24 protein-coding genes and 1 riboswitch are annotated in these 24,847 nt (G+C 59.3%); of the genes, 15 read left to right on the top strand and 9 right to left on the bottom strand.

Annotated elements, in window-relative coordinates:
- Positions 1–12: 12 nt before the first annotated feature.
- A complete protein-coding gene (locus V1273_RS08265; protein ID WP_334367295.1) occupies positions 13–477 on the bottom strand; it encodes a YbhB/YbcL family Raf kinase inhibitor-like protein in 465 nt (154 codons plus the stop codon).
- 241 nt (positions 478–718) lie between these two features.
- Here V1273_RS08265 and V1273_RS08260 point away from each other — a divergent pair, with 241 nt between their 5' ends.
- Together V1273_RS08260 and V1273_RS08255 are read left to right on the top strand one after the other, a co-directional pair.
- Positions 719–2,053 (top strand): erythromycin esterase family protein, encoded by a 1,335-nt coding sequence (locus V1273_RS08260; RefSeq protein ID WP_334409219.1) that lies wholly within the window; start codon positions 719–721, stop codon positions 2,051–2,053.
- Between the two features lie 2 nt (positions 2,054–2,055).
- Positions 2,056–3,390 carry a phosphoribosyltransferase family protein gene (locus tag V1273_RS08255; protein WP_334367293.1) on the top strand — a complete coding sequence of 445 codons (1,335 nt, stop codon included), beginning with the start codon at positions 2,056–2,058 and terminating at the stop codon, positions 3,388–3,390.
- A gap of 60 nt (positions 3,391–3,450) precedes the next feature.
- On the opposite strand, the gene greA is transcribed toward V1273_RS08255, so the two are convergent.
- The gene (gene greA, locus V1273_RS08250) at positions 3,451–3,957 is read right to left on the bottom strand and encodes a transcription elongation factor GreA (RefSeq protein ID WP_334367292.1); all 507 of its coding nucleotides are present in this window, start codon (positions 3,955–3,957) and stop codon (positions 3,451–3,453) included.
- Positions 3,958–4,284: 327 nt separating this feature from the next.
- Here greA and pdxR point away from each other — a divergent pair, with 327 nt between their 5' ends.
- The 3 genes from pdxR to V1273_RS08235 all read left to right on the top strand — a co-directional run bounded on the left by pdxR (position 4,285) and on the right by V1273_RS08235 (position 6,990).
- Complete coding sequence (gene pdxR / locus V1273_RS08245; protein ID WP_442893711.1) at positions 4,285–5,733, top strand: MocR-like pyridoxine biosynthesis transcription factor PdxR; 1,449 nt, start codon at positions 4,285–4,287, stop codon at positions 5,731–5,733.
- Positions 5,734–6,103: 370 nt separating this feature from the next.
- On the top strand, positions 6,104–6,364 hold the full coding sequence (locus tag V1273_RS08240; RefSeq protein ID WP_334409217.1) for a DUF1127 domain-containing protein: 261 nt from the start codon (positions 6,104–6,106) through the stop codon (positions 6,362–6,364).
- Entirely contained in the window at positions 6,361–6,990 is a 630-nt protein-coding gene (locus tag V1273_RS08235) for a LysE family translocator (protein ID WP_334383516.1), read from the top strand. Before V1273_RS08240 ends, V1273_RS08235 begins: the two co-directional genes overlap by 4 nt.
- 1,045 nt (positions 6,991–8,035) lie before the next feature.
- Here the strand turns inward: V1273_RS08235 and V1273_RS08230 are convergent.
- Positions 8,036–9,301, bottom strand: coding sequence for a S1C family serine protease (locus tag V1273_RS08230; RefSeq protein WP_334383517.1), 1,266 nt, complete (start codon positions 9,299–9,301; stop codon positions 8,036–8,038).
- Positions 9,302–9,542: 241 nt separating this feature from the next.
- Between V1273_RS08230 and V1273_RS08225 the strand changes: the two genes are divergently transcribed.
- Both V1273_RS08225 and V1273_RS08220 read left to right on the top strand, forming a co-directional pair.
- Entirely contained in the window at positions 9,543–9,716 is a 174-nt protein-coding gene (locus V1273_RS08225) for a hypothetical protein (protein ID WP_334383518.1), read from the top strand.
- 45 nt (positions 9,717–9,761) lie between these two features.
- The gene (locus V1273_RS08220) at positions 9,762–10,046 is read left to right on the top strand and encodes a hypothetical protein (protein WP_334383519.1); all 285 of its coding nucleotides are present in this window, start codon (positions 9,762–9,764) and stop codon (positions 10,044–10,046) included.
- 259 nt (positions 10,047–10,305) lie between these two features.
- Here the strand turns inward: V1273_RS08220 and V1273_RS08215 are convergent, their stop codons facing one another.
- From V1273_RS08215 to V1273_RS08200, 4 genes are all read right to left on the bottom strand, one after another.
- Positions 10,306–11,307 (bottom strand): NADPH:quinone oxidoreductase family protein, encoded by a 1,002-nt coding sequence (locus V1273_RS08215; RefSeq protein WP_334409215.1) that lies wholly within the window; start codon positions 11,305–11,307, stop codon positions 10,306–10,308.
- Between the two features lie 3 nt (positions 11,308–11,310).
- Complete coding sequence (locus V1273_RS08210; RefSeq protein ID WP_334409214.1) at positions 11,311–12,078, bottom strand: crotonase/enoyl-CoA hydratase family protein; 768 nt, start codon at positions 12,076–12,078, stop codon at positions 11,311–11,313.
- A 37-nt stretch (positions 12,079–12,115) separates the two neighbouring features.
- Positions 12,116–13,165 carry a hypothetical protein gene (locus V1273_RS08205; RefSeq protein ID WP_334409213.1) on the bottom strand — a complete coding sequence of 350 codons (1,050 nt, stop codon included), beginning with the start codon at positions 13,163–13,165 and terminating at the stop codon, positions 12,116–12,118.
- 167 nt (positions 13,166–13,332) lie between these two features.
- Positions 13,333–14,229, bottom strand: a complete 897-nt coding sequence (locus V1273_RS08200; RefSeq protein ID WP_334409212.1) for a crotonase/enoyl-CoA hydratase family protein — start codon at positions 14,227–14,229, stop codon at positions 13,333–13,335.
- 92 nt (positions 14,230–14,321) lie between these two features.
- Between V1273_RS08200 and V1273_RS08195 the strand changes: the two genes are divergently transcribed.
- The 4 genes from V1273_RS08195 to V1273_RS08180 all read left to right on the top strand — a co-directional run bounded on the left by V1273_RS08195 (position 14,322) and on the right by V1273_RS08180 (position 19,393).
- Positions 14,322–14,966, top strand: a complete 645-nt coding sequence (locus V1273_RS08195; RefSeq protein WP_334409211.1) for a TetR/AcrR family transcriptional regulator — start codon at positions 14,322–14,324, stop codon at positions 14,964–14,966.
- Between the two features lie 618 nt (positions 14,967–15,584).
- Positions 15,585–17,300 (top strand): site-specific integrase, encoded by a 1,716-nt coding sequence (locus tag V1273_RS08190; protein WP_334367279.1) that lies wholly within the window; start codon positions 15,585–15,587, stop codon positions 17,298–17,300.
- A 641-nt stretch (positions 17,301–17,941) separates the two neighbouring features.
- Complete coding sequence (locus tag V1273_RS08185) at positions 17,942–18,433, top strand: hypothetical protein (protein ID WP_334367278.1); 492 nt, start codon at positions 17,942–17,944, stop codon at positions 18,431–18,433.
- 99 nt (positions 18,434–18,532) lie between these two features.
- Positions 18,533–19,393, top strand: a complete 861-nt coding sequence (locus tag V1273_RS08180) for a metallophosphoesterase (protein WP_334367277.1) — start codon at positions 18,533–18,535, stop codon at positions 19,391–19,393.
- Between the two features lie 480 nt (positions 19,394–19,873).
- Here V1273_RS08180 and V1273_RS08175 read toward each other — a convergent pair whose 3' ends face one another.
- On the bottom strand, positions 19,874–20,170 hold the full coding sequence (locus V1273_RS08175; protein WP_334367276.1) for an HU family DNA-binding protein: 297 nt from the start codon (positions 20,168–20,170) through the stop codon (positions 19,874–19,876).
- Between the two features lie 698 nt (positions 20,171–20,868).
- Here V1273_RS08175 and V1273_RS08170 point away from each other — a divergent pair.
- From V1273_RS08170 to V1273_RS08160, 3 genes are all read left to right on the top strand, one after another.
- Positions 20,869–21,105 (top strand): hypothetical protein, encoded by a 237-nt coding sequence (locus V1273_RS08170; RefSeq protein ID WP_334409210.1) that lies wholly within the window; start codon positions 20,869–20,871, stop codon positions 21,103–21,105.
- 1,094 nt (positions 21,106–22,199) lie between these two features.
- Positions 22,200–23,039, top strand: coding sequence for a YiiX/YebB-like N1pC/P60 family cysteine hydrolase (locus tag V1273_RS08165; RefSeq protein ID WP_334367274.1), 840 nt, complete (start codon positions 22,200–22,202; stop codon positions 23,037–23,039).
- 19 nt (positions 23,040–23,058) lie between these two features.
- A complete protein-coding gene (locus V1273_RS08160; RefSeq protein WP_334367273.1) occupies positions 23,059–23,331 on the top strand; it encodes a hypothetical protein in 273 nt (90 codons plus the stop codon).
- A 138-nt stretch (positions 23,332–23,469) separates the two neighbouring features.
- Positions 23,470–23,552, bottom strand: a riboswitch (ZMP/ZTP riboswitch).
- A gap of 84 nt (positions 23,553–23,636) precedes the next feature.
- Here V1273_RS08160 and V1273_RS08155 read toward each other — a convergent pair.
- Entirely contained in the window at positions 23,637–23,798 is a 162-nt protein-coding gene (locus V1273_RS08155) for a hypothetical protein (RefSeq protein WP_334367272.1), read from the bottom strand.
- 529 nt (positions 23,799–24,327) lie between these two features.
- On the opposite strand from V1273_RS08155, the gene V1273_RS08150 reads away from it, so the two are divergent.
- A complete protein-coding gene (locus tag V1273_RS08150) occupies positions 24,328–24,540 on the top strand; it encodes a hypothetical protein (protein ID WP_334367271.1) in 213 nt (70 codons plus the stop codon).
- The last annotated feature ends 307 nt before the right edge of the window (positions 24,541–24,847 follow it).

Here is a 24,847-nt window from a genome sequence, read left to right as displayed (position 1 = left end):
AACGTGTCGCCACTACCTGCGGTACGTCCCGACGAGTTCAGCCTGGCCGATCGCGTGCTTCTCGACGGCTTTCCAGATGTCGACTATCGGCATGCTGGGCGAACGCGATAGCTCGTCGACATCCAAGGCCGCCAGCTTGAAGTGATAGTGATGCGTACCATGACCCTTGGGCGGCGCCGGCCCGCCATAGCCTAGTTCGCCGAAATCGTTGACGCCTTTGCCGAGACGCTCCGTCTTTGGCCCGTGACCGATGGCTTCCGGCAGCATCGTCCGCTCGCCCATGATGTTGTAGATGCCCCAATGCCGAAACGTGCCGGACGGTGCATCCGGGTCCTCAACGATAAGGGCGAAGCTCTTCGTGCCCGGCGGCGGGTCCGACCATTGAAGCGGCGGAGACACATTCTGGCCGTCGCAAGTGTATTTGGCCGGAATCGGCTGGTCATCGTCGAATGCAGGACTCGTCAACTTGAACACCATATGCAGACTCCCGTGCTCATGAAAGGGTCGCAACGGCGGGCTCGCTCGGTTCTCCGGGGTGCAACCACACGCCTTGCCGGTCGATTCCGCCGATACGAAGGAACGTCGGACCGGCGCTTGAGTTGCCTCAACAAGGCACGCTGATCGGCGTTTCCCGCGTGCGCTCAGGACGATCCCTGCAAGCCGCGCGTCGGTATGCCGATGCTGGACAAGCGCAGCAGCCATCTAGGGAACCCGGCGCATGGCCCTTTCACCGGAAGCCGAACAGGTTCGCGAGAGGACCAATCGCGAGTTGATCGATCTCCTGCACGAGGCAGGCGATCATCTCCCGGCTCCGGAGCAGGACGATTTCACGTCCTTTTTCGACCGGTTCGGCCCTGCGAAAATCGTGATGCTCGGCGAAGCGACACATGGCACCTCAGAATTCTATCGGGCACGTGCCGCCATCACCCGCCAGTTGATCGAGCACCACGGCTTCAACATCGTCGCGGTCGAAGCCGATTGGCCGGACTCAGCAGTGCTCGATCACCTCGTGCGGCAACTGCCATCCGGGCCGCCCAAGGAGCGGCCGTTCGAACGTTTTCCGACCTGGATGTGGCGCAATATCGAAGTGAAGCAATTCATCGATTATCTGCGCTTCCACAACGGCGCATGCGCTGCGGACCAGCGGGTCGAGTTCCGGGGGCTCGACGTCTACAGCCTCAACAGCTCCATTGCCGCTGTCATCGCGTATCTCGAAGGCATCGACCCGGAACGCGCCCGCGCGGCGCGTGAACGCTATTCCTGCCTGACGCCGTGGCAGGCAGACCCTGCCGGTTACGGACGCGCCGTGCTGTCCGGCCGCGACAGTTGCGAAGACGAGGTGGTGGCTCAATTGCGCGAGCTTCTGTCGCACCGGCTTTCGTATAACGACGGCGGCGAGGCCTTCTTCAATGCCGCGCAGAATGCGCGGATCGTGCGCGCGGCCGAGCAGTATTACCGCATCATGTATCGCGGCTCGACCGAGTCGTGGAACCTGCGCGACCGTCACATGTTCGACACGCTGCAATATGTGATGCAGGAACGCGGGCCGCAGGCGAAGGCGGTGGTCTGGGCCCACAACTCCCACATCGGCAACGCCGCGGCAACTTCGATGGGTTGGGGCGGCGAATTCAATATCGGCGAGCTTGTCCGCAACGCCTACGGTGACGAGGCTGTCTTGATCGGGTTCGGCACGGATCGCGGCACGGTGGCTGCGGCCTCCGATTGGGGCGGCGAGATGGAGATCAAGTCGGTTCGGCCGGCACGCGAGGACAGCTATGAATACCTGTTCCGCCGCACAGGTCTGGCGCAATCACTGACCGATTTGCGGCCGCCCGGCCGAAGCGAGCTGCGCGACAGGTTGACCGGCCCCAGACTCGAGCGAGCCATTGGCGTCATCTATCGACCCGAGACGGAGCTCCTCAGCCACTACTTCGAGGCGGTGTTGCCCGAACAGTTCGACGCGTTCGTCTGGTTCGAAGATACCAAGGCGGTGACACCGCTTGCGACACGAGCCGTAGCGGGCGCGGCAGAGACCTATCCCTTTGGGTTCTGATCATGGCGAGTGCACGAGAACAGCTCAGCGAAGTCCTGGTCGGTCCGCACCACCTTGCGGGCATTTTGGGCGTGCCTCACGATGCGGCCGGCATCGTCATTTTTGCGCACGGCAGCGGTAGCGGCCGTCTAAGCCCACGCAACAACCAGGTCGCAGCGGCCCTCCGTGAGGCCGGGTTTGCCACGCTGCTGCTTGATCTCCTCAGCCCGGAGGAGGAGCGGGACCGCGGCAACGTATTCGATATCCCGCTGTTGGCATCACGGCTTGCAGACGCCGCGGACTGGACCCGCAACAGGCCAGAGCTCGCGAAGTTTCCGATTGGCTATTTCGGCGCAAGCACCGGTGCAGCGGCCGCGCTGGTCGCGGCTGCCGACCGGCAAAACGTCGCTGCGGTGGTTTCGCGCGGCGGTCGCCCGGATTTGGCCGGCCATGCGCTGCATGCCGTCAGGGCGCCGACGCTGCTGATCGTTGGTGGAGCCGACCTAGCGGTGATTCCGCTCAACCGTTCGGCTTTTGCAGAACTCTCTTGCGAGAAGGACCTCGTGATCGTGCCGAAGGCGACGCATCTGTTCGAAGAACCCGGCGCGCTCGAGCAGGTGACGCAATATGCCACGCGCTGGTTCCGCCAATTCCTGGCGTCGCCCCTCTCCGAAGAGGTGATCGACGCCGATACGGTTTTCGCCGACCGGCGAGACGCCGGACGCCGGCTGGCGTCGGCGCTCATGAAGTTCAGGGACAGGGACGCGGTCGTGCTTGCGCTGCCGCGCGGCGGCGTTCCTGTTGGATTCGAGATTGCGCAAGCGCTGCACGCCACGCTCGACGTCGCGCTCGTGCGCAAGATCGGCGCGCCGGGTCATGAGGAACTCGGGCTCGGTGCGGTGGTCGATGGCGCCCATCCGCAGGTCGTGCTCAATCAGGACATCGTTCGCGAGATCCAGCCGGGCGCGGCCTACCTGGAAGCCGAGACTGCCCGCCAGCTTGCCGAAATCGAGCGTCAACGGCGCCTTTACCGCGACGGTGATCCACCGCCAGAGATTGCCGGCCGTACGATCATCGTCGTCGATGACGGCATCGCCACCGGCGGAAGCGTGAAAGCCGTGCTGAGAGCGCTCGCAAGGGCGAAGCCGGGCCGCCTCGTTCTTGCGGTGCCGGTTGCGCCACGCGATTCGCTTGACGAGCTGAGTGCGGAGGCAGACGAGATCATTTGCCTCAAGACCCCCGATCCGTTCTTTGCGGTCGGCATGCACTACAGGAATTTCGGCCAGACTTCGGATCAGGAAGTTACCGAGTTGTTGCATCGTTCAAAGGCTAGCAGCCCGAACCAGGCGCGTGCGTGACGATCGCGATAACAATATCTGATGCGATACTGTGCCCGACCCGAAGATCGAGCCACCGTTTCACACCTGCTCGCGCCTTTTTCGCTTTGCCTCAAACCACTCCACTTGTCGGACCCTGAACGCCTTGCGGCCGCCTGGCGTCTCGACGGCAACGATTTCCCCTTTGCTCTTTCCGATTAACGCCCTGGCGATCGGTGAAGTTATCGAAATCTTCCCCTTGCTCGCGTCGGCTTCCGGTTCGCCGACGAGCTGCCAGACCCGCTCCTCGCTGGTGTCCTCATCAATCAGCGTCACCGTGGCGCCAAACTTGATGGTATTGCCGGAAAGCTTGGATACGTCGACGATATCTGCACGCGCGAGCTTGTCTTCCAACTCGGCAATTCGAGTGTCGTTGACACTTTGCTCTGCAAGCGCAACCTGATATTCCGAATTCTCAACCAGATTTGGATCGTCGGCGATCGCCTGCTGAATTCGCTGAACAAGATCGGGCCGCTCGACGCGGATGCGGTGCCTCAGTTCATCTGCAAGGGCAGCGTAGCCCGCAGCCGTCATGGGAAATTTTGTCATCGCGACTCTTATACTGAGTTAATCGACGAAACATGCATTCAGACGTTCGCGCCACACGCCATCAGCGATCGCATACGTCCAGACACTCGGATCCGAGACCGCGTCGCACCTTGCAGCCGATCGAGACCGATCACCGCACCCGCGGTGGGGAACGCCGTGCGAGGACATGGGTTCCAATTCTAGTGAGATTGCCCGGTTTCCTAGAACGGCGCTTCACCCGCCGCGCGGCTCTGACAGTCCGTGAAGGAACCTGCAGACCGGTATGATGGAACGTACACCCTTATGTAGGGTTGCCGGTCCAATGCGAAGGAAAGAGGGCTCAGGACTGTGGCCTTTCATGTCAGTCTTGTTGGTCGAAGTGACCTCAGCGGAGAAATCTACCGTCAGATCCGGCAGGCAATTCTGGATGGGCGCCTTCGGCCTGGAGAGCGGCTGTCTCCCACGCGAGAACTAGCCGCCGCGCTGACGGTTGCACGATCGACGGTGGCGATTGCTTATGAAAGCCTTGTTGCGGAAGGATTCGCGACATCCCATGCGGGCTCCGGGACGTTCGTCAGCCATCAGCTTGAGGCAAGACGTCCGGCGTCGAAAACAAGGCGATCGACAGCCCGCGCAATTCGGGTGCGTGGAGTGTGGGAGACGATACCGCTTCCGAGCGGCTTTGACCGCGCGGCGCGTTTCGACTTCAGAGCCGGGATTCCAGACGCTTCGCTGTTTCCGCACCAAACCTGGCGACGGGTTGTCGCCCGTGCGCTGCACTCGCACGAAATGGTGGCAGGCGTCTACGAGAAATCTGCGGGCAATTGGGACCTGCGCGCGGCGATCGCTCGCCACATCGGCATCTCACGAAGCGTTTCCGGATCGCCCGACGACGTCATCGTGACGAATGGCACCCAACAGGCCCTCGACATCGTCGCACGCGTGCTTCTCGAGCCCGGCGATGTCGTTGCGGTGGAGAAACCGGGCTATCGGCCTCCAAAGGACTTGTTCAAGGCGCTGGGCGCGCGCGTGATCGGTGTGCCGGTCGACAGCGAAGGCCTGGTCGTGGAGGCGCTGCCGGCCGAGGCCAGGGTGGTCTACGTGACGCCCTCGCATCAGTTTCCCCTCGGCATGGCCATGAGCCTGCCGCGTCGGCGTGCACTGCTTGCCTGGGCCGAGCGCCACAACGCGGTTGTCGTTGAGGACGACTATGACAGCGAGTTTCGCTTCGGCGGACGTCCGCTCGAGCCGCTTCAGACCCTCGATACGACCGGTCGCGTTGTGTATGTCGGCACGTTTTCCAAGACGTTGCTGCCGACTCTCCGGCTGGCCTTCATGGTCGTGCCGCCGTCGCTGCGAGAGGCGGCGTACAAGGCGAAGTTTGTCACCGATTGGCACACAGCGACAATGGCGCAGAGCGCGCTGGCGCAGTTCATCGACGAGGGCGCGTTTGCGCGTCACATTCGCAAGGTGAGCCGCATCTATAGCGAACGGCATCAGATGCTGACCGCGGGGATCAAGAGGAACTTCGGCGAATACCTCGATCTTGTTCCGTCGACCACCGGGCTGCATATCGCCGCCTACGCGCGAACAGCGTCGGTTGATGATATCGATGCGATTGCATCACGAGCCTTCGATCTCGGCGTTGCCATTCGATCCTTCCCGCTGGAGGGAGAGCCTCAGGCCGGCATCATGCTGGGATATGGGGCGATCGATACGGCGCGGATTGCCGAAGGGCTGAGGCGGCTGCGCAGATGCTTCGATGAGCGCGCGTCTCGACGCTCGAAAGCGGCGTGAGCGACGCGCTCAGGTCAATCAATCCGACAAATACAGTCCTGAGGCGCCGCCTGAATTGGACTGATTGATTATCCGCAGATTGGACCTTCCGTCATACCGCTTCGCTTTCTAGTGTCGGGCCGTTGAAAGGTCGACGGGTTGATGCAGGGCGGGCGCGTTCCATTTCGCACCCGCACGCACTTTCCAAATCGCAGATCAAACATCACCGCAAATCGCATTTAAGCGGACATCCGCCGGCTTGCAGAATCGCGAACTCACAACTTGGAGACACGAGCGCGTGAGTTGTGAAGCAATTCACGGCCGCGGGTCGCAGCTCGACCTATTCACGCTGCTGCAAGCTGACCTATCGAAATCGAACGGGAGGTTTCACATGAAGCATCCGATGATTTTTGCAATCGCAGGCGTCAATTCGCTCACGAGTCGGAAAGCGGCCGCAGCGCCCAGCCATCACGACGGCGCTGAGACATGTCGACTTGGATGGGGAACACGGTTCTTGAGCTGGTGTGCCCAGTGTTCGGAGCGGTCGCGGCAGCGACGAGCCTTGGCGGAGCTCGATGACCACTTTCTCAAGGACATCGGCAAGACGCGGCAAGAGGCCATGACCGAAGCAGCCAAGCCGTTCTGGAAATGACGCCGTTCATCGCGCACTTGCTGCCGGCGGCGGCGCTGGGCCTGTTCGTCGCTATCCCGTTCGGCCCGATTGGCTTGATGTGCGTGCAGCGGACGCTGGCATTCGGAATCCGGATGGGAGTTGCGAGCGGCATGGGTGCGGCAACGGCCCACGGGATGTTCAGTTGCCTGGCCGTGGTGAGCGGGACCGTGTTGACGCAGATGACGCTCGCCCTGCACACGCCGCTGCGCATCACGGGAGGGATCGTGCTGGTCTTGATAGGCCTCAGAACCATTCTCGTGTCCACGGACGCAGCGCACGGCTCGACATGCGGAGATCCGACATGCGCAGATTTGCTTTCGGCCTATACATCGACCCTGTTGATCGCCGCCGCCAACCCGATGACGATACTGCCGTACCTGGGTGTCGCGCCCGCGCTGGAAACCGGCCAACCGCTGATCATGGAACGCGCGCTGGCGACGCCCATCGGTGTTATGCTCGGCAGTGCATCCTGGTATCTCTTCCTCACCCTCAGCACGAACACCATGTTTCGGAGCTTGCAGAAAGCCGCGCTGGATTGGTTCAACAGACTCACCGGGATCCTCCTCGTAACCTTGGGAGCTTCGCTATGCGCCCGCATCGTCTGATGAAGCACCGTGATCGCGGTCGCCACGGTGGGGATTGCCATCGAGGTGCGGCCCCGGCGTCGCCCGGTCTGTTGGTCGAACTGGGCAAGCTCGTCGCGGGCCTGGACCTGGCCTATCCTCCCTACGTCATGTGACGGCCCAGCCACTGGTCAGCTCGATTCCGTTGCCGTTGAGATCAATGCGGCAGGAGGCCGAGCTCTCAACCGCGAAATATGGAAAACAACCCCATGCAAAGTAGCAATAGTCGCTGGCATGATACCTTGAGCGATTCCGCGAACACTTGGCACGTCGGGCAAATCAGCGGCACTACTCCATCATCGCGCAGACTAGCTATGGGCCTGCTGTAGCGCCGCCCTTCGCCGCGATCGCAAATCCTTTTTGACAATCGAAGTCGCCGCAACGAGCGATCGCCTGCGCATTGCCGAACCGCACGCTTCCGGCGCGTGCCGATGGATATCGACATGGACACCGCTCCGGACTTCAATCTGCCGACGGCGACAGCCGCAATTCTAACTAGGACAGCCCCCGAACTGACGAGCGCCGGTTCTGCTCCGCCGTCAACGGCTTCCTGTCGATCTCGCGCTGTGCAGGAAGCTGCAGCACCGTTGCCCTCTGACCGGGACGCAGCTTTGTGAGAAGCACGATCTTGCCGTTCGCAAATTCCAGTCCGTCATGGTGCGAATTGGTTCCCCGATTGATTTGCCGGAAACGCGCCAGCCGCGCCCCAATGCTCCCAAACCGCATTTGCGGGAAGAGCTTCGCGAACGGGTGATCGCATACAACGTCCTCGCTGAAAGCAAGTTCGGTACCCGGCGAGAGGCACACGGCAATTCCTGGCTCTCCGATCGCGGAGAACCCGCGTGTCACCGTATTGGGGAATTCGCCCGTTAGCAGCACGTCCCCCGCTCTTGCGGGACGCGATTGGATGGCATGCAGGCTGTAGTCACACATCAAGACGCTCCACCTTGATTCTTCCGACGTGTATGCGTCCGGCTCCTTCGAACTTCTCGCGGGTCGAGATTTCGCGAGCTGCTTCGAACGCCAGCTATCTTGGATTTTCCCTTGGATTTTCCCTTGGGCTTGCCGCGGACGCATTGGGTTCATTCGGCTGCTGACCCAGGGTCACGCTCAACGAGCTCTCTTTTCCTTGCCGAAGCACCGTGAGCTGGGTCGAAGAGCCCGGCGCCATCGCACCGACTTTCCTGGTTAGCTCGTTGGCGTTCTTGACTGACTCACCACCCACCGAGGTGATCACGTCTCCGCTTCGCAATCCTGCTTTCGCAGCGGGACCATTGTCTTGAACCGTTACCACGATCGCACCGCGGAGATTGCTCAGTCCGAGGCCGTCGGCAAGTTCAGGAGTGACCGATTGAACTTTAGTTCCGACCCATCCGCGCGTGACCGCGCCCTTCTCCTTTAGCTGCGGTATCACTGCCTTGACCGTATCGGCCGGGACCGCAAAAGCAACGCCCACGGAGCCTTGGGAGGGCGAAAAGATCATGCTGTTGACACCGATGACATCGCCTCGGGCATTGAAGCTCGGACCGCCAGCATCGCCGCTGTTGATTGCCGCATCGATTTGGATGAAATCCTTCGCTGAACCAACCTCGATGTCGCGCTCGCGCGCTGAAACAATACCGGCCGTCACGGTGCCTCCCATCGCAAGCGGATTCCCGGCGGTAAGCACCCAATCACCCACGCGCGGCGGCTGGTCAGAGAGCTTCACGTAGCTGAAGTCGGTGCGTCCGTCGACTTTGATCAAGGCGATATCACTCCACGAGTCCCTTCCTATGACTCTTGCCGAATAGGCCTGGTTGTCGCGGGTTCGGATCTCGGCCGTGTCGTTGTCTTCCACGACGTGACTGCTGGTCACGGCATAACCGTCCGGAGAGATGAAGAAGCCTGATCCAGCACTGATCAGTTCGAGTGTTTCCGGTGCCTTCCCTCGATCAGACGCATCCGGATCCGCCCCTGGAATCTCCCGTTTCGGAGCGCGCTGTTCAGGCGCACCAAATTTGCGCGTCGCAGTCGCTTTGGAACGCACCCCAATCACGGCCGGTTGAACTTTTTCGGCGAGATCGGCGAAATCGCCGGGCCCACCATTATCTTCAGTACCAGCAACCCGATCGATCAATGTCGCCGACCTGCCCATGAAGGACGCCTTGCCCGGAGAATTTACCGTTGCCTGCGCGATATTCGCGATCACCGTGATCGCGAAAACGGTCGTCCCGCCCATCATCGACGCCCGGCGCCGGCTGAAAACCAAATTTCCACGAGCCAAATTTCTACGAGCCAAATTTCCAGGAGCCATGTGCGCTTCCATAGCCTTTTGTCATCGCCTCACCGCGGTTTTGACGTCAGACGCTGGCACGTTTGGCCGCCGTCAGTTTCTGTGAGAGCGCTCAGACGCTCGCGGCAATCGTGGGCTCAACGATCTGCTGCGCCAGCAGTTCCACTCGAGCCCACCGAGGATAAGGAAGTCATCCCAAATGCCAGCAAACCGCCGACGATCGATCGCCTCGCCACCGAAAATCCCACATGGAAAATCCGACATGGGAAAATCCGACATGGGAAAAGACATGGGAAAATCCGACATGGCTCCCAACGTGGTCTTCCGTGCGATCGCAGTTCCTTCAGGAAGCGTGCATCCGTTCGCAGAGGCGTTAAATGAAACTTGCGGCGAGCCTTCGCAACTTTCTTTGAACCGCCGTGCCGTGTTAGTATGAATCTATACAACGACCGATTTGAACCGATTTCGGTGAGAGCAGGCTGTGATCAAGGTCGAGCGAACCGGCGAAGACGATCCACTTGAATTCGAGGTCACCGTCGGTGTCGGAAACGGCGAGACTCGCCATCACGTCACGATGGCAAGGGAGACTTGCGAACGACTAACGATGGGCACGCACACGCCCGAGCGCTGCATCGAGACAGCATTCCAATTCCTGCTTGATCGCGAGCCTCAGGAATCGATCCTGCGGCGTTTCGACATCACCGCGATCTCCCGTTACTTTCCCGAGTTCGAGCGCGAGCTGCCACGCTACCTCTCTCGATCCTGACAGCTTCGGCAAAAGGGCGGATCACCTGCGCTACGGAAGCGACCTGAGCGATGCCAAGTGGGAGATCATCGCGCCTTTTCTGCCCGCCGCCGGCAAGACGGGCCCGCCGCGGCTTGCCGACGACCCGCGCTGGCGACAATTGCGAACTGGATAACGGAACATCTGGGGCAAAGCGCATTCGATGGCAGCGCCGCCGGATGCACACGTCGTGCTCCGCAACGCTCTGCGGTCCTCGATTATCGTTCCCGTCTGCCCTCACTCATGGCATGAGGACGATCTTTCCAACGACTTCCCGCCTTTCGACGCACCGAAGCGCTTCGCCGAACTCCGAAAGGGGGAGCGTCCGTTCGATTGGCGCACGAAGCTGCCCGCCGTCGTAAAGCGCGAACATTTCCTGAAACAAGGTTCTGACCTTCCCGCGCATGGCTGCGTCTGCCTTGCTCTTTCCCCAAGCCATGTAGAAGCCCCAGTAGAGACCGATCACCGTGAGATTCTTCACCAACACGAGGTTCGCGGGGATATGCGGGATACGGCCCGACGCAAAACCGATCGGCAGAAGCCGCCCAAGCGGAGCCACACATCGCAGTGAATTGTCGAACACGTCCCCGCCGACGGGATCGAACACGACGTCGGCACCGCGGCCATCCGTGATCGCGAGAACCCGATCTCGGAAATCTTCCTTCTGGTAGTCGATCGCGTGATGCGCACCATACTCGGTCGCAGCGGCGAGCTTGTGATCACCGCCGGCCGTGGCGATGACCCGGGCCCCCATTGCACGGCCGATCTGCACGGCGGCCAGACCGCTCGCACCGGCCGCCCCATGCACCAGCAGCGTCTCTCCGGGTTGGAGGTTGGCCCTCCATTTGAGACCGGCGTAGGCCGTCGCGTAGATAGTAGGGAATAGCGTGGCGCCGGCGAAGCTGAGGGAATCCGGAATCTTGAATACGTTGTCGGCATCGACGACCGTGTCCTCGGCGAAGCCGCCTGATGGGAGTCCTGCGCAGACCTGATCGCCAATTTTGAGGTTCGTCCGGACGTCGGGGGCGATCTCGCTGACGACCCCACCAACTTCCGTCCCCGGAACAAAAGGTATCGAAGGGCGATTCTGATGCTTCCCGGCGATGAACAAGAGGTTCGCGAAACTGACGCCGGCCGCGCGCACGGATATGCGGATCGTGCCCCGCTCAAGTGGGGAAGAGGCGATATCTTCGATCCGCAGATCTTGTATGCCGCCCAACTTGCGGCCGACAACAGCGCGCATGATCTAGATCATTCCGCCATGACGGCCTGCGCCTGACGCAAAGCGGGCGGCGCCGCTCTGGGCTTCCTTCTGCCGCGCTTCGATCGATAGACGAGTCTCGAGCTGAACAGCTTCATCCTCGGAGAGATTCCACTGGCGAATCGCCGAGAGCCTGTCGGAACGCATGGCGATTTGAGGAAAGCCAGCGATTTCCCGCGCCAACGCAATCGCCGCATTGCGCGCTTCGCCAGTCGGCACCAGCCGGTCGGCGAGCCCAATCGCAACCGCTTCCGCTCCCGAAATCTTCCTTGCGGTGAGCAGCATGTCGAGCGCTCGTCCGGCGCCGACGAGTCGTGGTAACCTCACCGTCGTGCCATCGCTCATCGGCACGCCCCATCGCCTGGAAAGGACGGCAAAGGTCGAACTCTCCTCCGCCACGCGAAGGTCGCAGCGAAGGGCAAGGCCGAGACCTCCCGCGCAGGCGTACCCGGCCACTGCCGCGATGACCGGCTTCGAAAGAACATCGTGACAGGGGCCATCGGGGTCGCCGGCCCAAGGCTTGTATTCGCGCCCTTCGGCGAGTTCTTTCAGGTCTGCGCCGGCGCAGAAGTGTCCCCCGGCACCTGTGAGCACAGCGACCGCCTGATTTTCGGCGGCGTCGAAGGCGCGCAGCGCCTGAGTCAGCGCCGCCGCCGTCTCGTTGTCGAGGGCATTGCGGACTTCGGGACGATTAATGGTGATAATCGTGACCGGGCCATCCGTCTCGACCAACAATTTACGAGTATCGACCATGCTCGCGTACTCTCAAAATCCTGAATTGCCTCACCAGCTAACTGATGCGCCAGGCCCAAAACGCGTCGCCGCGGTCGCGACGCTCGATCACATCGAAATGTATGAACCTGTCGTGTGCAAGCGCCAATCCCATCCAGAGCTCGTTGCACGCATCGAACACGGCGGGTGAAAGGTTGTCGCGCCCTGTCATCAGTCGCCACGACGTTTGCCGCACGTACGCCGTAGCTCCTTGCATCTCGAGCACAGCATCGTCTCCCTGACCAGTTGCCAAGCGAGCAAAAGCTTTGGCAAACCCTAGAGGTCCCGGCTCGATGCCGCCCAACAGTGAGGCAACTTCGTCGTACATGTGCATACCGACGAGCCGCGCCGCGGCCTTGGCATAGTGACCTCCCATATCGGGGCCCAAGCGCTCGACAGTGACGGGAACGATAGCGTTGATGTAGGTGCCGGCATAGTTGCGCAGGGACTTTTGCTTTTTCCCCTCCGTGAGTTTGATTTCCGGCAACCTCGGCGCCTCTTCGATGCGAAACCGGGGGCACCGCTCGCCAGGCGAGTACATGAGCAGTTCATTAGGCGACAAGTCCCTGTCGTATTCCCTGTAGTAGCCTTCAAGGCCCGGCTGACTGTCAACCGTCTGACCTGTACAGACGAAGCCAAGACGGGGATTCCTGAGTGCGGGACCATTGTTGCCATGCCAGCCCGCGAGCATGGCGCGAGACACTTCCGAGGGAATGCCACAGATGGCCGTTCCCCACCAAATCCAACGTGGTGGCGGATACCGGATCCAGGCCTTCTGATCATTCTCATAGACGTACTCAACCCTCACCCCGCCGACGCGATTGACGATGTAGTTATACTGAGCGCTGGCGACGGCATGCGGCAGATGCTCAAGGCCGAGCTTCTTCAGAGCAGGCAGGAAGTTCGCCTGCTGCTGGCGCCGGAACATATGAAAGACGACATCAGCAGCACTGGATGCGCCGGCACGGGAGCTGATCGTCAGGATGAGACCCGTCAAATACGAGTGATATAGCCTCTCCAGCGCACGGTAGGCAGGTATATCGTCCGTACACGCATCTGCATTGCTCAATTGATATCTCCGTTTCGTACAGTGGTGAGCCCACAGGTTCTATCTTCGCCATGGCTACGCTGCGGAGAACATTGCTGCCTCAAGCGCTTCCGTAGGCCTTTTCGATCCAGCATGCCGACAGCGGCTTTCGGAATGTCATGCGTGAAAAATCCCATTACGCCCAGACCTCAGACGTTCTTGCTCATCTGGCGAATTTGCTCGCGCGCTTCCTCGCCCTCCGGAATTGGGCGGCCACTATCGCGCCACTCGATCGCCGCCTTAAACCCGTACGTCTGCGCGTAGCGTCGGAACCAAAGACCTTCGGGGTTGTGGCGGGAAATGCCGTCCATGATGGTGGCAAGTGACTGAGTCTGCTCAAGACCCATGTTGAGCATCACCTGGTTCACGACCAGCTTGTGCATGGCAAGGTGGCTTTTAGGGACCCCGGCAATGCGGTTGGCGAGACGCATCGTTGCCTCTTCCAGCTCAGCAATCGGAACGGCCTGGTTGGCCAGTCCCCAATCGGCCGCGCGCCGACCATCGATCATGTCGCCCGTAAACATGAGCTGCTTGGCACGCGTAGGTCCCAGCCTGAAAGTCCACATGGCCGTTGTTGGGCAGCCCCAGACGCGCGTGGGCATGTAACCAATCTTGGCATCTTCGGCCATTATGAGCATGTCGCAGCTCAGCGCGATGTCGCTGCCGCCGGCAACGGCGTGTCCGTGAACCTTCGCGATTGTTGGCTTCGAGCAGCGCCACAGGCTCATGAATTGCTCTGTGTTCTCCTTCATCGAGGCATAGTCGACCATCGGATCCCAAGGATGATTCTCCTGCTGGTTCGGATGCTCCTTCTTGCGTTCGGCGTAGTGGGCAAGGTCATAGCCGCCGCAAAAGCCTTTACCGGCGCCTTCGACAACAATGACGTGGATATCATCGTTTTTCTCCGCCCATTTCACGGCCCGCTGTATCTCTTCAGGCGTTTCGTCGTTGATTGCATTGAGCCGCTCGGGACGGTTCAAGAGCAGCCGGGCCACTCGAAGCGCGTTCTTGTCGGCTTCAATCGACAGCGTTGAGAACTTCGGCATGAAAACTCCCGGTTGGACGTCAAACAGTCAGTATTGACTGTACCAAGCCTTCTGCTACCGTCAACGTTGACGGTCTAGTGGAACATCACCAGATGTCTACCAAACGACGCTCGCAAAATCTGGAACTGATGGGCCAGCGAACCCGCAAGAAACTGCTGGACGTGGCCGTGGAATGTCTCATCGAGCTCGGCGTAGCGGGCACAACCACGCTTGCGGTTCAACATCGCGCAGAGGTCAGCCGCGGCGCCCTGCTCCATCACTTCCCGAGTCATGCTGAATTGCTGGCGGCGACGGTCACCGAACTGGTTGTACGAAATGAATTGGCCGTAAGCGCGTCGAGGCAGAAAGCTCAGACTATTGAAGACCCGCTCGAGCGCGCCATGCATGCGCTGGCTTATGCCGCCAGACAGCCGGCTTATCTGGCTGAACTGGAGCTATGGGCAGTTGCGCGAACGGACCCTCATCTCAAGCGAGTTCTTCTTGCCGCAGAGCGCGCAGCGCGTCGAGACAGCCAACGTGTCCATGAGATGCTATTCCGCGAGTGGAGCGATTGCGAAGCATTCCAGGAAGTTATCGCACTGACGCAGCATTTCATGCGCGGCCTTGCCATTTCAGAGAATTTGAGAAGCTCAGCGAGCCGACGTGATCGATTGATCGCGGCATGGACCAAAGCCGCGCGCCTCATGCTCGAACAAAATCACACAGTAGCTACAGGGAAACTTCGGCACCAAAGGTGACGACTCGAAACATCGGTAACAAAACGTACCGGACACCTGGTGTAGTGAACCGCTGAACCGAGACACAAAAACGGCAACAGTTCTCCACGATTTTCGCCTTCTTTGGGGCGGGAGGTGTGGATGCCAGGGGCAAGTTCGGTGATGGAAGAACGCCTTTGTTTGTCGCTCGGCTGCGGGCCATCAAAGAACAAGCTTCGCAAACCGTATCTGGCAGCGCATTCTTCAGTCGCTCTAATAGCATATCGACAAGTTAGGCGCGCTACCGCAGGCTGTGGTAGCGCAAAAAATCGTAGATTGGCGTGGAAAATCGAGAATTGGTAGCGGGGGAGGGACTCGCTACCACATCTCCAAATGCCGCAAATCTTCTGTAATTTCAGCATCTTGACCGGAACGGAGGTGCGAGTCCGACGGTGATACATCTCTATCTGATGTATCACCTTCGCCCGCGCCTTCCAGGAAGGCACACGCGTGGCTCGTCCCTCCTATCTCAGCCGTCGTCCCGACGGCCGGTACTGTATCCAAATAAGGCTGGGGAAACGCGCTGCCGCAATCTATGGCCGCCCCCTCCTCCGTGTCAGCCTTAGGACGGCTGATTTCAAGGAGGCGCGGAGAAGGCTCGTGGATAATCTCGAATGGGTGGTGGAGGTCGTCCAGGCCGCCGACCTTGAGGCACTGGGCAATATTCTGCACCACCGCCTGGGCGTCTATGTCGGAGATGGCGTTCCCGGGAGCGAGAGGCGACTGGCCGAACGCCTAGCGTTCGAGCACCAGGTCAGGAGCTATATCGCCCGGGCGCAGGAGCGAGGCTATCTGCTCGGGCGGCAGTTTCCAGGATTTGCCAACCGCTGGGTCGACTTCGTCGATCAGAATAAAGCGGCCGAGGCCCAAATTGCCGAGCGCGCCGTCCGTCGCTCCTATGAAGCCGGCCGGGCCGACGGGCGGGCGGAGGAGCAAGCTCAGAGCCTCGATCAGGCCGCAATATTGCCGGTCCCGACCTCCCCTGGTCTGGCTCCCCTTGATCCTGTCGCGCTGATCGAGCGGATTGTTCAGGACGAGGTGGCCAAGCGCTTCACATCCGTGCCCACTCCCCGCGCGGAGCCCCAGCAATTGCAGTCCGCGGCGCCCGAGACCAGAGCTGATGCCGAGACAGCCGGACTTGCAGGGAAGCGCATGTCCGAGGCGCTGGCAGAATTCATGAAGCCTGCCGACCGCAAGCGCCAGCACAGGACCCGGGGGCGGAACGAAGCCCAGGCAGTGGTTCAATTCGCCGTCGATTTCTTCGGAGACCCCTTCTTCAAGGAAATTACGGCCACCGACTGGAAGCGGCTGGACGAAGCACTGCCAGATATCCCGAAGACTAAGAATATTCCCGGTAAGCAGGGAAGGAGACTTATCGATCGCCTCAATTACGCCAAGCAGCACGGCTGGTCCAAACTAACCCGACTCACCGAAAAGAACATCAAATCGAGGTATTGGGGCGGCCTGTACAAGTTCATCGACTGGGCCATCGCGGAACGTCTTTATGCCGGTCAAAGGCCGACATTCGAATGCATCGATCCCTTAAATATGGCCAGCCTGCCACGCGACGCCTTCGAGGATACAGAGCTTCTCGCCCTTCTTAGACTTCCGCTGTTCACCGGCTGCCGCAATCGATTGCACATCTGGCAACCGGGCAACTATTTTGTTCAATCTCACATCTATTGGGGATTTCTGATCTGCATTTTTACCGGAATGCGTCCGGGTGAAGTCGGTCAACTGGAATGCTCGCAAATTGTGTCGGACGGGCAGTTTTGTTATTTCGATCTCCGAGATTTCGATGCGAGAGGTGGTCGCGTTGCCCTTGAGGATTTGCGACGCTTGAAAACCAACGCCGCTGGTCGAGTGGTTCCAATTCCCCCGCTCGTGATCGAACTCGGTTTGCTCGATCGCATGCAAGAACTCATTGACCGAGGGGAGAAGCGTCTCTTTCCGGAATGGGAAGAGTATGTCCGAAAGGACGGCAGCGTGCGTTGGTCACAACCGCTCTCGAAGTCATGGCAATACGTGAAAAAAATTCTGAAAATCGCGCGCGCAGATGTCTCGCTGTACTCGACGAGACATTTTTTTGCCGACCTTCTCGACAACGAGGCAATCGCACAGCGGACCCGCGATAGAATTTTGGGGCACGCCGGCGACGTTCGTCGACGATATGGTCGCAAGGGAATCCTAGATCCAGCGGTAGCTGCTCGCATCGAAGCGCTTGAACCGCCAGTCATTAAGGCCGCACGCGAGATATTGCTGGCCGCGAAAGCGAAAGCCGACCGCGGAGAACTGACTGTTCTCAAGACGCACTGAATTCGCCGGCACTAGAACGATATTGAGCGGATCTCGTCTGAGAGTTCCCTGGCGGATGCCGGCTTCGGATATACGGTTTAGGAAATCGTTCTCAAGTCAGTGTTATCATTGCCTTGGCGGGCTCCTGTTGCATATGCGTTGCGTGGAGTAAGAAATCTATTCGCCAGCACAGACGAATGGTTCGCCGGCGCGACGTCTCATCAAGGGTCGTGGTGGCCGGTCTGGGACGAATGGGTAACGCAACTCGACTCGGGCCGCGTTCCTGCGCGTGAACCTGGCGGTGGCAAGCTCACGATTATAGAAGACGCGCCGGGCTCTTACGGGCGGGTGAGATGGGCAGCGTAGAAAACAAATTGTAAGTCAGACGGACACAACGATGCAAATTGATCGCAGGCCATTGTTGCTGGGTTTCGAAAGGTGATGTGAGCATCTTGCCGCGCCTGCGGCCAGGAAGGCGAGTTCGTCTACGACCCGAAGCGCCATGAATGCCCGCGCTGCGGCTCGATCGAGGTGCAAGTCGCGCTCGGGATCGAGGAGCTGCCCGACGAATTCGTAGAGGCGCTGGTAAACGCACAGCCTCTTGACGACGAAACGAACGCACACGGACGGGCGAGGATTCCGGAGAGAGCGAGGCTCCGCGTATGAAGGTCATCACGATCATCGAGGAAGGCGAGCGTCCCCGCTCGGTCTACGTGCGGGCCGACGGCGACGTGACGGTGTTCGACCGGGACAGAAAATTCCGGTTCCGGACCGACATCGCCGGCGCGGAGACGACGTGGCAGATCCTTGCGCGCGTAGTGCCGACGATCGTTCATGCTGAGACCGTACGCCTCAAGATCGAGGCCTTCGCCGATCGGTGCCGCACCGGCTGGCGCCCGGGATATCCGGACGAGATCGATCCGGATATCCCCCAGCGGACGCTGCGGCGCGCCCGGCTCGGCGTCGACCTGCTCCGCTATCCGGACGACGACGAAGTTCTACAGCCCGGCGACCGTTTTGATGGGAATCAACGAGAACGACCAAGTTCAGGCGACCGGAGAGATCATGTGGATCGACGCCAGTCGCGAGTGGGCGATCTGCGAGGATTCCTTCTGGTGGACGCCAGTCGAATGATCAAGGTCACCATGCGGTAGGCGCGGATGGTCGACGAGATCGAGAGTCTGCCAGGAAAGCAAGTTCATCGAGGTACTGCGAAACGCACAGCTCTAAACGACGAATAACGAGGACTGACCGTGTTGTTGTGGATCCTGTCAGATCTGCATGTCGAACTGACCCACGGCTGGGACCTGCCGTCCGGCGACGCGCGTCCGCAATTCGACGTCCTGGTGGTCGCCGGCGACTTGATCCCGCGCATGGAGCGCGGGGTGAAATGGCTACACGAGCGCTTGCAGGACCGGCCTGTCATCTACGTTCCCGGCAATCACGAGGCGTACGGCTGCGATATCGACCGGACCGTCGAGAAGGCCAAGGCGACGGCCGCCGGCACGAACATCCATGTGCTGCAGCACGACGTCATCCGGATCGGCGAGGTCACGTTCGCCGGCGCGACGCTCTGGACGGACAAATACAAATTCTCTAGCGGCAGCACTGACCCTTACCAAACCGTCAGGGGTTGGCTGCTGCATTACCTATCGATTACGCGCCGGCTGGAGCGAAATGCTGAAGGCGAAGCGAAAATGAGCGGCGAGAAAAGCAGCGATGCCGGCCTCTCGGCTGCTGAGCGGAAAACTCTCAGAAGCCGCGAGGCAGAAGAGGCCATCGCGGAGCATGAAAGCGCTCAGAAGGCATTTCATGAAAATCGGGAGCGGCTGCGGGAAGAACGTCTCAGGCGGGAAGCAGCGGCGGGGCCGATGCTTTATCCGGCCCCAGAGCTTCCAGACGACACCCCCGTCGAGAACGTCCGATTTACCACCAGGATACGGAAAACACTTCATGCCGCGGGCTTGAAGACGATTGGGGACGTGCGTGACGTTTCCGACGCTGCGCTGCTTAGCCTGCCAGATTTCGGCAGCGGTTCGCTATCTTATCTTCGTGAGGCCCTTGGTCTCCCGTCAATCGATGGCGTGCGTCCAAAGATCAAAAAGCCAACCTGATTTGCGAGAGCCGCTCGGCGGCTTGTGCTGGCAGGTTGTGCCGTTACCTGAGCGATCCCGATCGCAAAAGGCTGATCGCGCAGACCATGATGAAGATGAAAAAAATCGCCATCGCCAACCTCGACAAGGCCTATGCCGGCTGATCCCCGAAAAATCTTCACGGGAGGTGCCGACCGGCTTCCCCAGAATTCGGGTGGATAGCAACAATCTCCAAGCCTAACCGCTCCGACGAAGGCGACCTAAAGTCACTATCTGTTCACGGAGAACGGAACAGAGTCCGTGTTTTTGCGGTCAGACGATCATAAATTAATAAAAACAAAGGCCACGCGGGCATTACACCGCATGGCCTTTGCGAGACTGTCCCCCTAGGCCCTCCAGAAAGGCCGTCTCGGGGCGCATAGTGTGCGGGTGGAGGTGTCTGTCCAGGGTGTGATGGAATTACCCACAGTTCAGATGAACGCCTCGACCAACCCGCCCGCTTCAAACAGCGTCTTTAGCAACCTTCAGGGCTGACGCCTTGACCGACTTGCTGGCTGGCTTGGCCGCGAACTCCATAGGCTCTTTCGTAAAAGGATTTACACCGCTGCGGGCTTCAGTAGCAGGCTTGTTCACGACCGACATTTTGACGAAACCGGGAATGACGAACTCGCCAGATTCATTCAGCTCCTTATAGCCTACAATCGCCATCTGCTCGATGACGGCCCTTACGTCTCCCTTGGAAACCTGTGTTCCGTCTGCAATTGCATCAATCAACTGGTTCTTGGTCATCTTGGCCATGATGGATTCCTTTGCGGAGGCTCAGAACAATTTAAAGCGCATGAGCTACGCGGAGTGCGTCACTCTATCTAAAGCGCGACAAAGCCACGCAGCTCGCTTCTCGTTCATGCCTATGGTCATGAAGTCACCGGGCTTAAAACCCATCGAGGCGTAAAACGCAAGGAGCAGCTCGGCGTGTTCCATACCTGGCTTCTACTCACCTACGCTTTCCTTTGATTGAACCATCGCCCAAATCTCCGCTTCGGACTAATGGCCTATAGGCGCGGCAATGCAACTTACTGCAGGTACCGTTGCGCGTGCTAGACGAACCGAAGGGATTACACGGTACGTGCCAAATCGCTTCTCTTAGGGCCTAGCAAACTGATCGAATGATGTTGCCCGTTGGCACTTAGCTGACACAGCTCTTCCGCGAACGTCCGCATTGCGCCGATGTTGTTGAAAAGTTTCTTCAGGATGGCCAACGAAACTCTTAAGCGCGCTGGTGCGTTTGGCTTGCGACGATGCGAGGGATCCACATCGATCCACACAACAGCGACCGGAGCTCTCGTACCAGCGCCTGAAGTGGCTCGTAGCTCAAAAAGATAGCTAATGGAATCACTTTGGCGAGGCTTTCCGAGTTGCTCATCTTTCGACTTTTTCAATGATATCGGCCCAAAAGCGAACTTGCCATCAAAATTTGACGGACTTAGGAGTAGTTCATGACATGGATCTTGGCTCCGATACGAGAAGCTGTGAGGGCGGGCAAGGACGCGCTCTACATTCGCGAACTGATTGCCGAATTGATATCATCGGGCGTTGACCGCGATGACATTTTCGCAGCGCTGACTGATTTCAAAAATGAACTTCGAAGTATTGGGGACGAGCGTTCGGAGGATCTTGTGGCGGACGTGATGGATTTTTCCGTTGGCTGGTGCGCGTCGGCCAATCGGCTCTGAACAGTCGAACTATAGGCCTCGACGGGTATTAGGTGTCGTAATTCGATTGTGATCGGTCAGCGTCCATTCCAACAAAGCCTCGCGCATGCTCCTGCGCTCATGCTCGCAAGATAGGCACCGCGATCTGCGAATACAGACGGATCGGTCACCAGATCAAACAGCATCGGCCGAAAGCCTGGCGCGTGGACATATTTCCAACGACCGTCGCCATGAACAACCGGCTGCGGCTAATCGGTTGAGCGCGACGTGCCTCTTGCATCGCATAGTCGTGTTCCGAGACGACGACTTTCCGCCATTGCACCGGCTCCCGTCCCCGCAGCCAGGGCGTCAGCGACTGTCCTTCGAGAGTATGACCTGCTGGCTTCCCGCCAAACCAATCAACGAAGGTCGGCGCCAAGTCGATCGCCTCGACCAACGCAGCGCACGCCGCAGATAGGTACCGCAAGCAAGCCGAGGAGTGGAGCGAGCAGGAGGAGAAGCCGATCAGTCCCATTGACAGCGTGGCGTGGCTGTGTCGCCGACCAATATCTGAAACTCGCGCGAAACGCCGACCAAGGAGGATAGGAGGAACTGAAGCCGGAGGCGTCGGCCGAGTCAACCGCAGGGTCCCCGCACCGGCTTCATCTGAGGACTGGACGGACCGGCTTCGAGGCCATGTACTCATAACTCTGGTGGTGTCACGCAACGAGGTTGATATCCGCTTTGGTCCTAAACCGGCGAGATTACTGCGCAGCAGCGAAATGACGCGGTGGGCCAGAAGACGAGAATGCCCAGCGTTGAGGTGGAGTCATCCTTCGACCCTGCAAAGCTCCGCAGAAGGATTGAACTTTCATCACTTGCTAGGCCTTTTTGGAGCGCGATCAACGATGAGGGATGTCGCCAGCTGAACGAGGTGCACCATTCCCATCACTCTTATTGGCGACACGGCCGGTCAAACTTAGGTATGCCCTACTCTGCAAAAGGTTACATACGGATCAACCTCTGTTCAGTTGTCCGGTCCACCTCTCACGATTACGCTTGGTGAGGAACCTGGTAGTGGACGGCACGTGAGCTGCTCCGCACTGCCATAAGAGAACACCAAGGTGAGGGACGACATGGGCTCGTTGTTCGGCAATGTCGGACGCTTGATCGCCCGGCTGCAGCCGCCAGTCAGCTGTGAGCCGTCCGCTCCAAACGATTTGACGGCTTTACGCGAGACCCTTCGACCCGGCGATGTCTTGCTGGTCGAGGGCAAAGGTCGTATCTCGGGCAGCATCAAATATCTCACTCAATCGGCTTGGTCGCATTCGGCGTTGTACGTCGGGCCGATCGCCGGTGCAGAAACCGAGGGCGAACCCCACGTCCTGATCGAAGCCAATATCGATGAAGGAGTCGTGTCGGCGCCGCTGTCGAAATATCTGCATTGTCGAACCCGCATCTGCCGGCCGGTGGGCCTCACCCAAGCGGACTGCGAGACGGTCTGCCGCTACGCTTCCGAACGCATTGGTCTCGGCTACGACTTCAAGAACGTCATCGACCTGATGCGGTATCTATTGCCAAGTCCGGTAACGCAGCGTTGGCGTCGCCGAACGATCGCGCTCGGTTCCGGCGATACCAGCCGCATCATCTGTTCTTCGCTGATTGCGCAAGCTTTCGACGCCGTGCGTTATCCGATCCTGCCCGAGATCAAGCGCGTGGAGGGCCAGACAGGGCGGCGCGAAGTCGCCGAGATCCGTCACTCGTCTTTTTATGCGCCACGCGATTTCGACATTTCGCCCTACTTCATGGTCGTCAAGCCCACGCTCGCGCGCGGCTTTAATTACAAAGACATGCGTTGGGCCGACCTGGCCCAAATTCACTCCGCGCAGGTCACGCTCGCTCCAGAAATCAAAGGCGAGCGCGATAAGGCGGCCAGTACGCCCGAATTTCCCGGTTTCGCGACCCTCGCGGCATAGGCAAAGAAGGAGTGGCGACTTGATTGATCCAACAAGCATGGCGGACGGTTACGAGCAACCAATCAACTGGGCACGGATTGTCGTTCTTGTCGCGGTTGCGCTGCCGGTTGTCAGCTTTCTTTTGGAGAAGAGATCAGGCGCGAGCCGTCGCATACCCCTGAAGATAGGAGAACGTGTCCGACTGAATAGCGAAAGTCCGGTCGGTTTAGTTGTTGATATTGGTGAGCTAGTGACCATCGCCTGGCCGGCAGGAGAAGCAACGTTTCACCCAGAATCTTTGCACCGCGTCTAGCGCATCCGTCAATAGTCGACGAACTTGGGCTTGCGTTTTGGCTGCGGTGTGCGCCTCCTCACAGTCGTCACCGTTGCCGGTGGGTTTGCTCGTACGCGCTTTAGCGCGTGCCACAAAGTGTGGCTCACCGATTTTGTCTCGGCCGGCCCAGGGCGATCGGCTCTCTAGATCTGCGCTTCCCGATGGTGACCCATCTTGCTTCTCCAGTTGCGCAGAGGGAAAAATAGCAGGCCGGCAACAGGTCTTCACTACTCGGTGCATCGGGCAAATGTGCAAGATCAAGAATTACGCACCCACGGAAATGATCAGATAAATAGCGCTGCACGTTCGTTGTTAGCACCCTTGAGATATGCTGACTGCATTGAGCAATGTCCGCTTTCAGGGGTAACCCCGGAAGATATGTGCTCATACTGAGTACCGATAAGTTCGGAGGCTGCTGCCGTGTAGCCTTCGATCACTTGTTGCATAGGCGCCTCCAAAAATGGCGCGACCATCAGACAGTGGGCAGAGCGGGCCGCGACCAAGAAAGGCTCAGAGCTTTGCAGTTCAAAGTCAAGGTCCGGAAACGCCCATACTGTGGGCCATAGGAATGGTTGTGTGTGAATGAGACTTGCCCGACTAGAATTGTAACCGGCTTTGGCGCAGCCACGCTTGCTTGACTCAGAGCTCTCTTCATGAGCTGGAATATCCCGAGGACGTGGCTCGATCGGACGCAATCGATCTCCAATTACGACTCGATTGGCCTAAGAACGGAGTGAAACGTCGATCTTTGACGAGAGACCGTCACATCGCCCATGTAGTCCTTACCTAAATTTCACAAATCCTATCGCTCAATTGAGTTGATTTTGCCGCGTGCTCGCCCAAGGCTTCAACCAGTCCGGTCGACAAAGTGCATCAGAGGGGCTTCTGGATCACAAACGTCAGCCCAAGCAGACCGTCAGATGCGACCTAAGTCTCCAGGACCTGGGCATCCTGAGTTGGAAAACGGAGAGCCACATGCCGCAATTCGATGTTGAAGTTGTTGCACTAATGCGGATCGCTCTTGAGGAGGTAATGTTGAGGGTGCCTGCAGAGTTCTGCAACGTGTCCGCGAAAGCCTATCTCGCTGAATGCATATTAATAGCGGCGGCGCAGGGTCGCACCAGTTACGCAGAGCTTGTAGCGGCGGGAGCTGACCACATACAGACCATCGCGTCGATGCTCTCATGAGTTCGCTGCGCGCTAGAGGCTGTCCAAGTCCTTCCGAAGAGGCGCTTAGGATAAGTCGGAACTAGCGCGACTCTCTTCGTGCTGGGGCTCCTCGCCATGAACGCTACGACACCCCCGTTCGAGCCCCCGTCGCTTCCGTGGAACGCAAGTCGGACACTATGGCCGTCATGCAGCGTAGGACTGCGGCCATGGTCGTCATGATGATCGGTCGGAACCGTAGCAGGCAGGCCAGATAGATCGCCCGCTTAACGCAATGGAGAAACATTAACCGCTGCGCAGTACCGAAATAGATGATCAGCGAGCTCTC

This window comes from Bradyrhizobium sp. AZCC 1721 (assembly GCF_036924715.1).
GTDB lineage: Bacteria > Pseudomonadota > Alphaproteobacteria > Rhizobiales > Xanthobacteraceae > Bradyrhizobium.
This window is presented reverse-complemented; position numbering and strand designations above follow the sequence as displayed.

Bases quoted from the DNA above. Each gene is read 5' to 3' on its own strand.
- V1273_RS08265 (WP_334367295.1), bottom strand. From the start codon at position 477: ATGGTGTTCAAGTTGACGAGTCCTGCATTCGACGATGACCAGCCGATT.
- V1273_RS08260 (WP_334409219.1), top strand. From the start codon at position 719: ATGGCCCTTTCACCGGAAGCCGAACAGGTTCGCGAGAGGACCAATCGC.
- V1273_RS08255 (WP_334367293.1), top strand. From the start codon at position 2,056: ATGGCGAGTGCACGAGAACAGCTCAGCGAAGTCCTGGTCGGTCCGCAC.
- greA (WP_334367292.1), bottom strand. From the start codon at position 3,957: ATGACAAAATTTCCCATGACGGCTGCGGGCTACGCTGCCCTTGCAGAT.
- V1273_RS08240 (WP_334409217.1), top strand. From the start codon at position 6,104: ATGAAGCATCCGATGATTTTTGCAATCGCAGGCGTCAATTCGCTCACG.
- V1273_RS08235 (WP_334383516.1), top strand. From the start codon at position 6,361: ATGACGCCGTTCATCGCGCACTTGCTGCCGGCGGCGGCGCTGGGCCTG.
- V1273_RS08230 (WP_334383517.1), bottom strand. From the start codon at position 9,301: ATGGCTCCTGGAAATTTGGCTCGTAGAAATTTGGCTCGTGGAAATTTG.
- V1273_RS08225 (WP_334383518.1), top strand. From the start codon at position 9,543: ATGGGAAAATCCGACATGGGAAAAGACATGGGAAAATCCGACATGGCT.
- V1273_RS08215 (WP_334409215.1), bottom strand. From the start codon at position 11,307: ATGCGCGCTGTTGTCGGCCGCAAGTTGGGCGGCATACAAGATCTGCGG.
- V1273_RS08210 (WP_334409214.1), bottom strand. From the start codon at position 12,078: ATGGTCGATACTCGTAAATTGTTGGTCGAGACGGATGGCCCGGTCACG.
- V1273_RS08200 (WP_334409212.1), bottom strand. From the start codon at position 14,229: ATGCCGAAGTTCTCAACGCTGTCGATTGAAGCCGACAAGAACGCGCTT.
- V1273_RS08195 (WP_334409211.1), top strand. From the start codon at position 14,322: ATGTCTACCAAACGACGCTCGCAAAATCTGGAACTGATGGGCCAGCGA.
- V1273_RS08185 (WP_334367278.1), top strand. From the start codon at position 17,942: ATGAAGGTCATCACGATCATCGAGGAAGGCGAGCGTCCCCGCTCGGTC.
- V1273_RS08175 (WP_334367276.1), bottom strand. From the start codon at position 20,170: ATGGCCAAGATGACCAAGAACCAGTTGATTGATGCAATTGCAGACGGA.
- V1273_RS08170 (WP_334409210.1), top strand. From the start codon at position 20,869: ATGACATGGATCTTGGCTCCGATACGAGAAGCTGTGAGGGCGGGCAAG.
- V1273_RS08165 (WP_334367274.1), top strand. From the start codon at position 22,200: ATGGGCTCGTTGTTCGGCAATGTCGGACGCTTGATCGCCCGGCTGCAG.
- V1273_RS08155 (WP_334367272.1), bottom strand. From the start codon at position 23,798: ATGCAACAAGTGATCGAAGGCTACACGGCAGCAGCCTCCGAACTTATC.
- V1273_RS08150 (WP_334367271.1), top strand. From the start codon at position 24,328: ATGCCGCAATTCGATGTTGAAGTTGTTGCACTAATGCGGATCGCTCTT.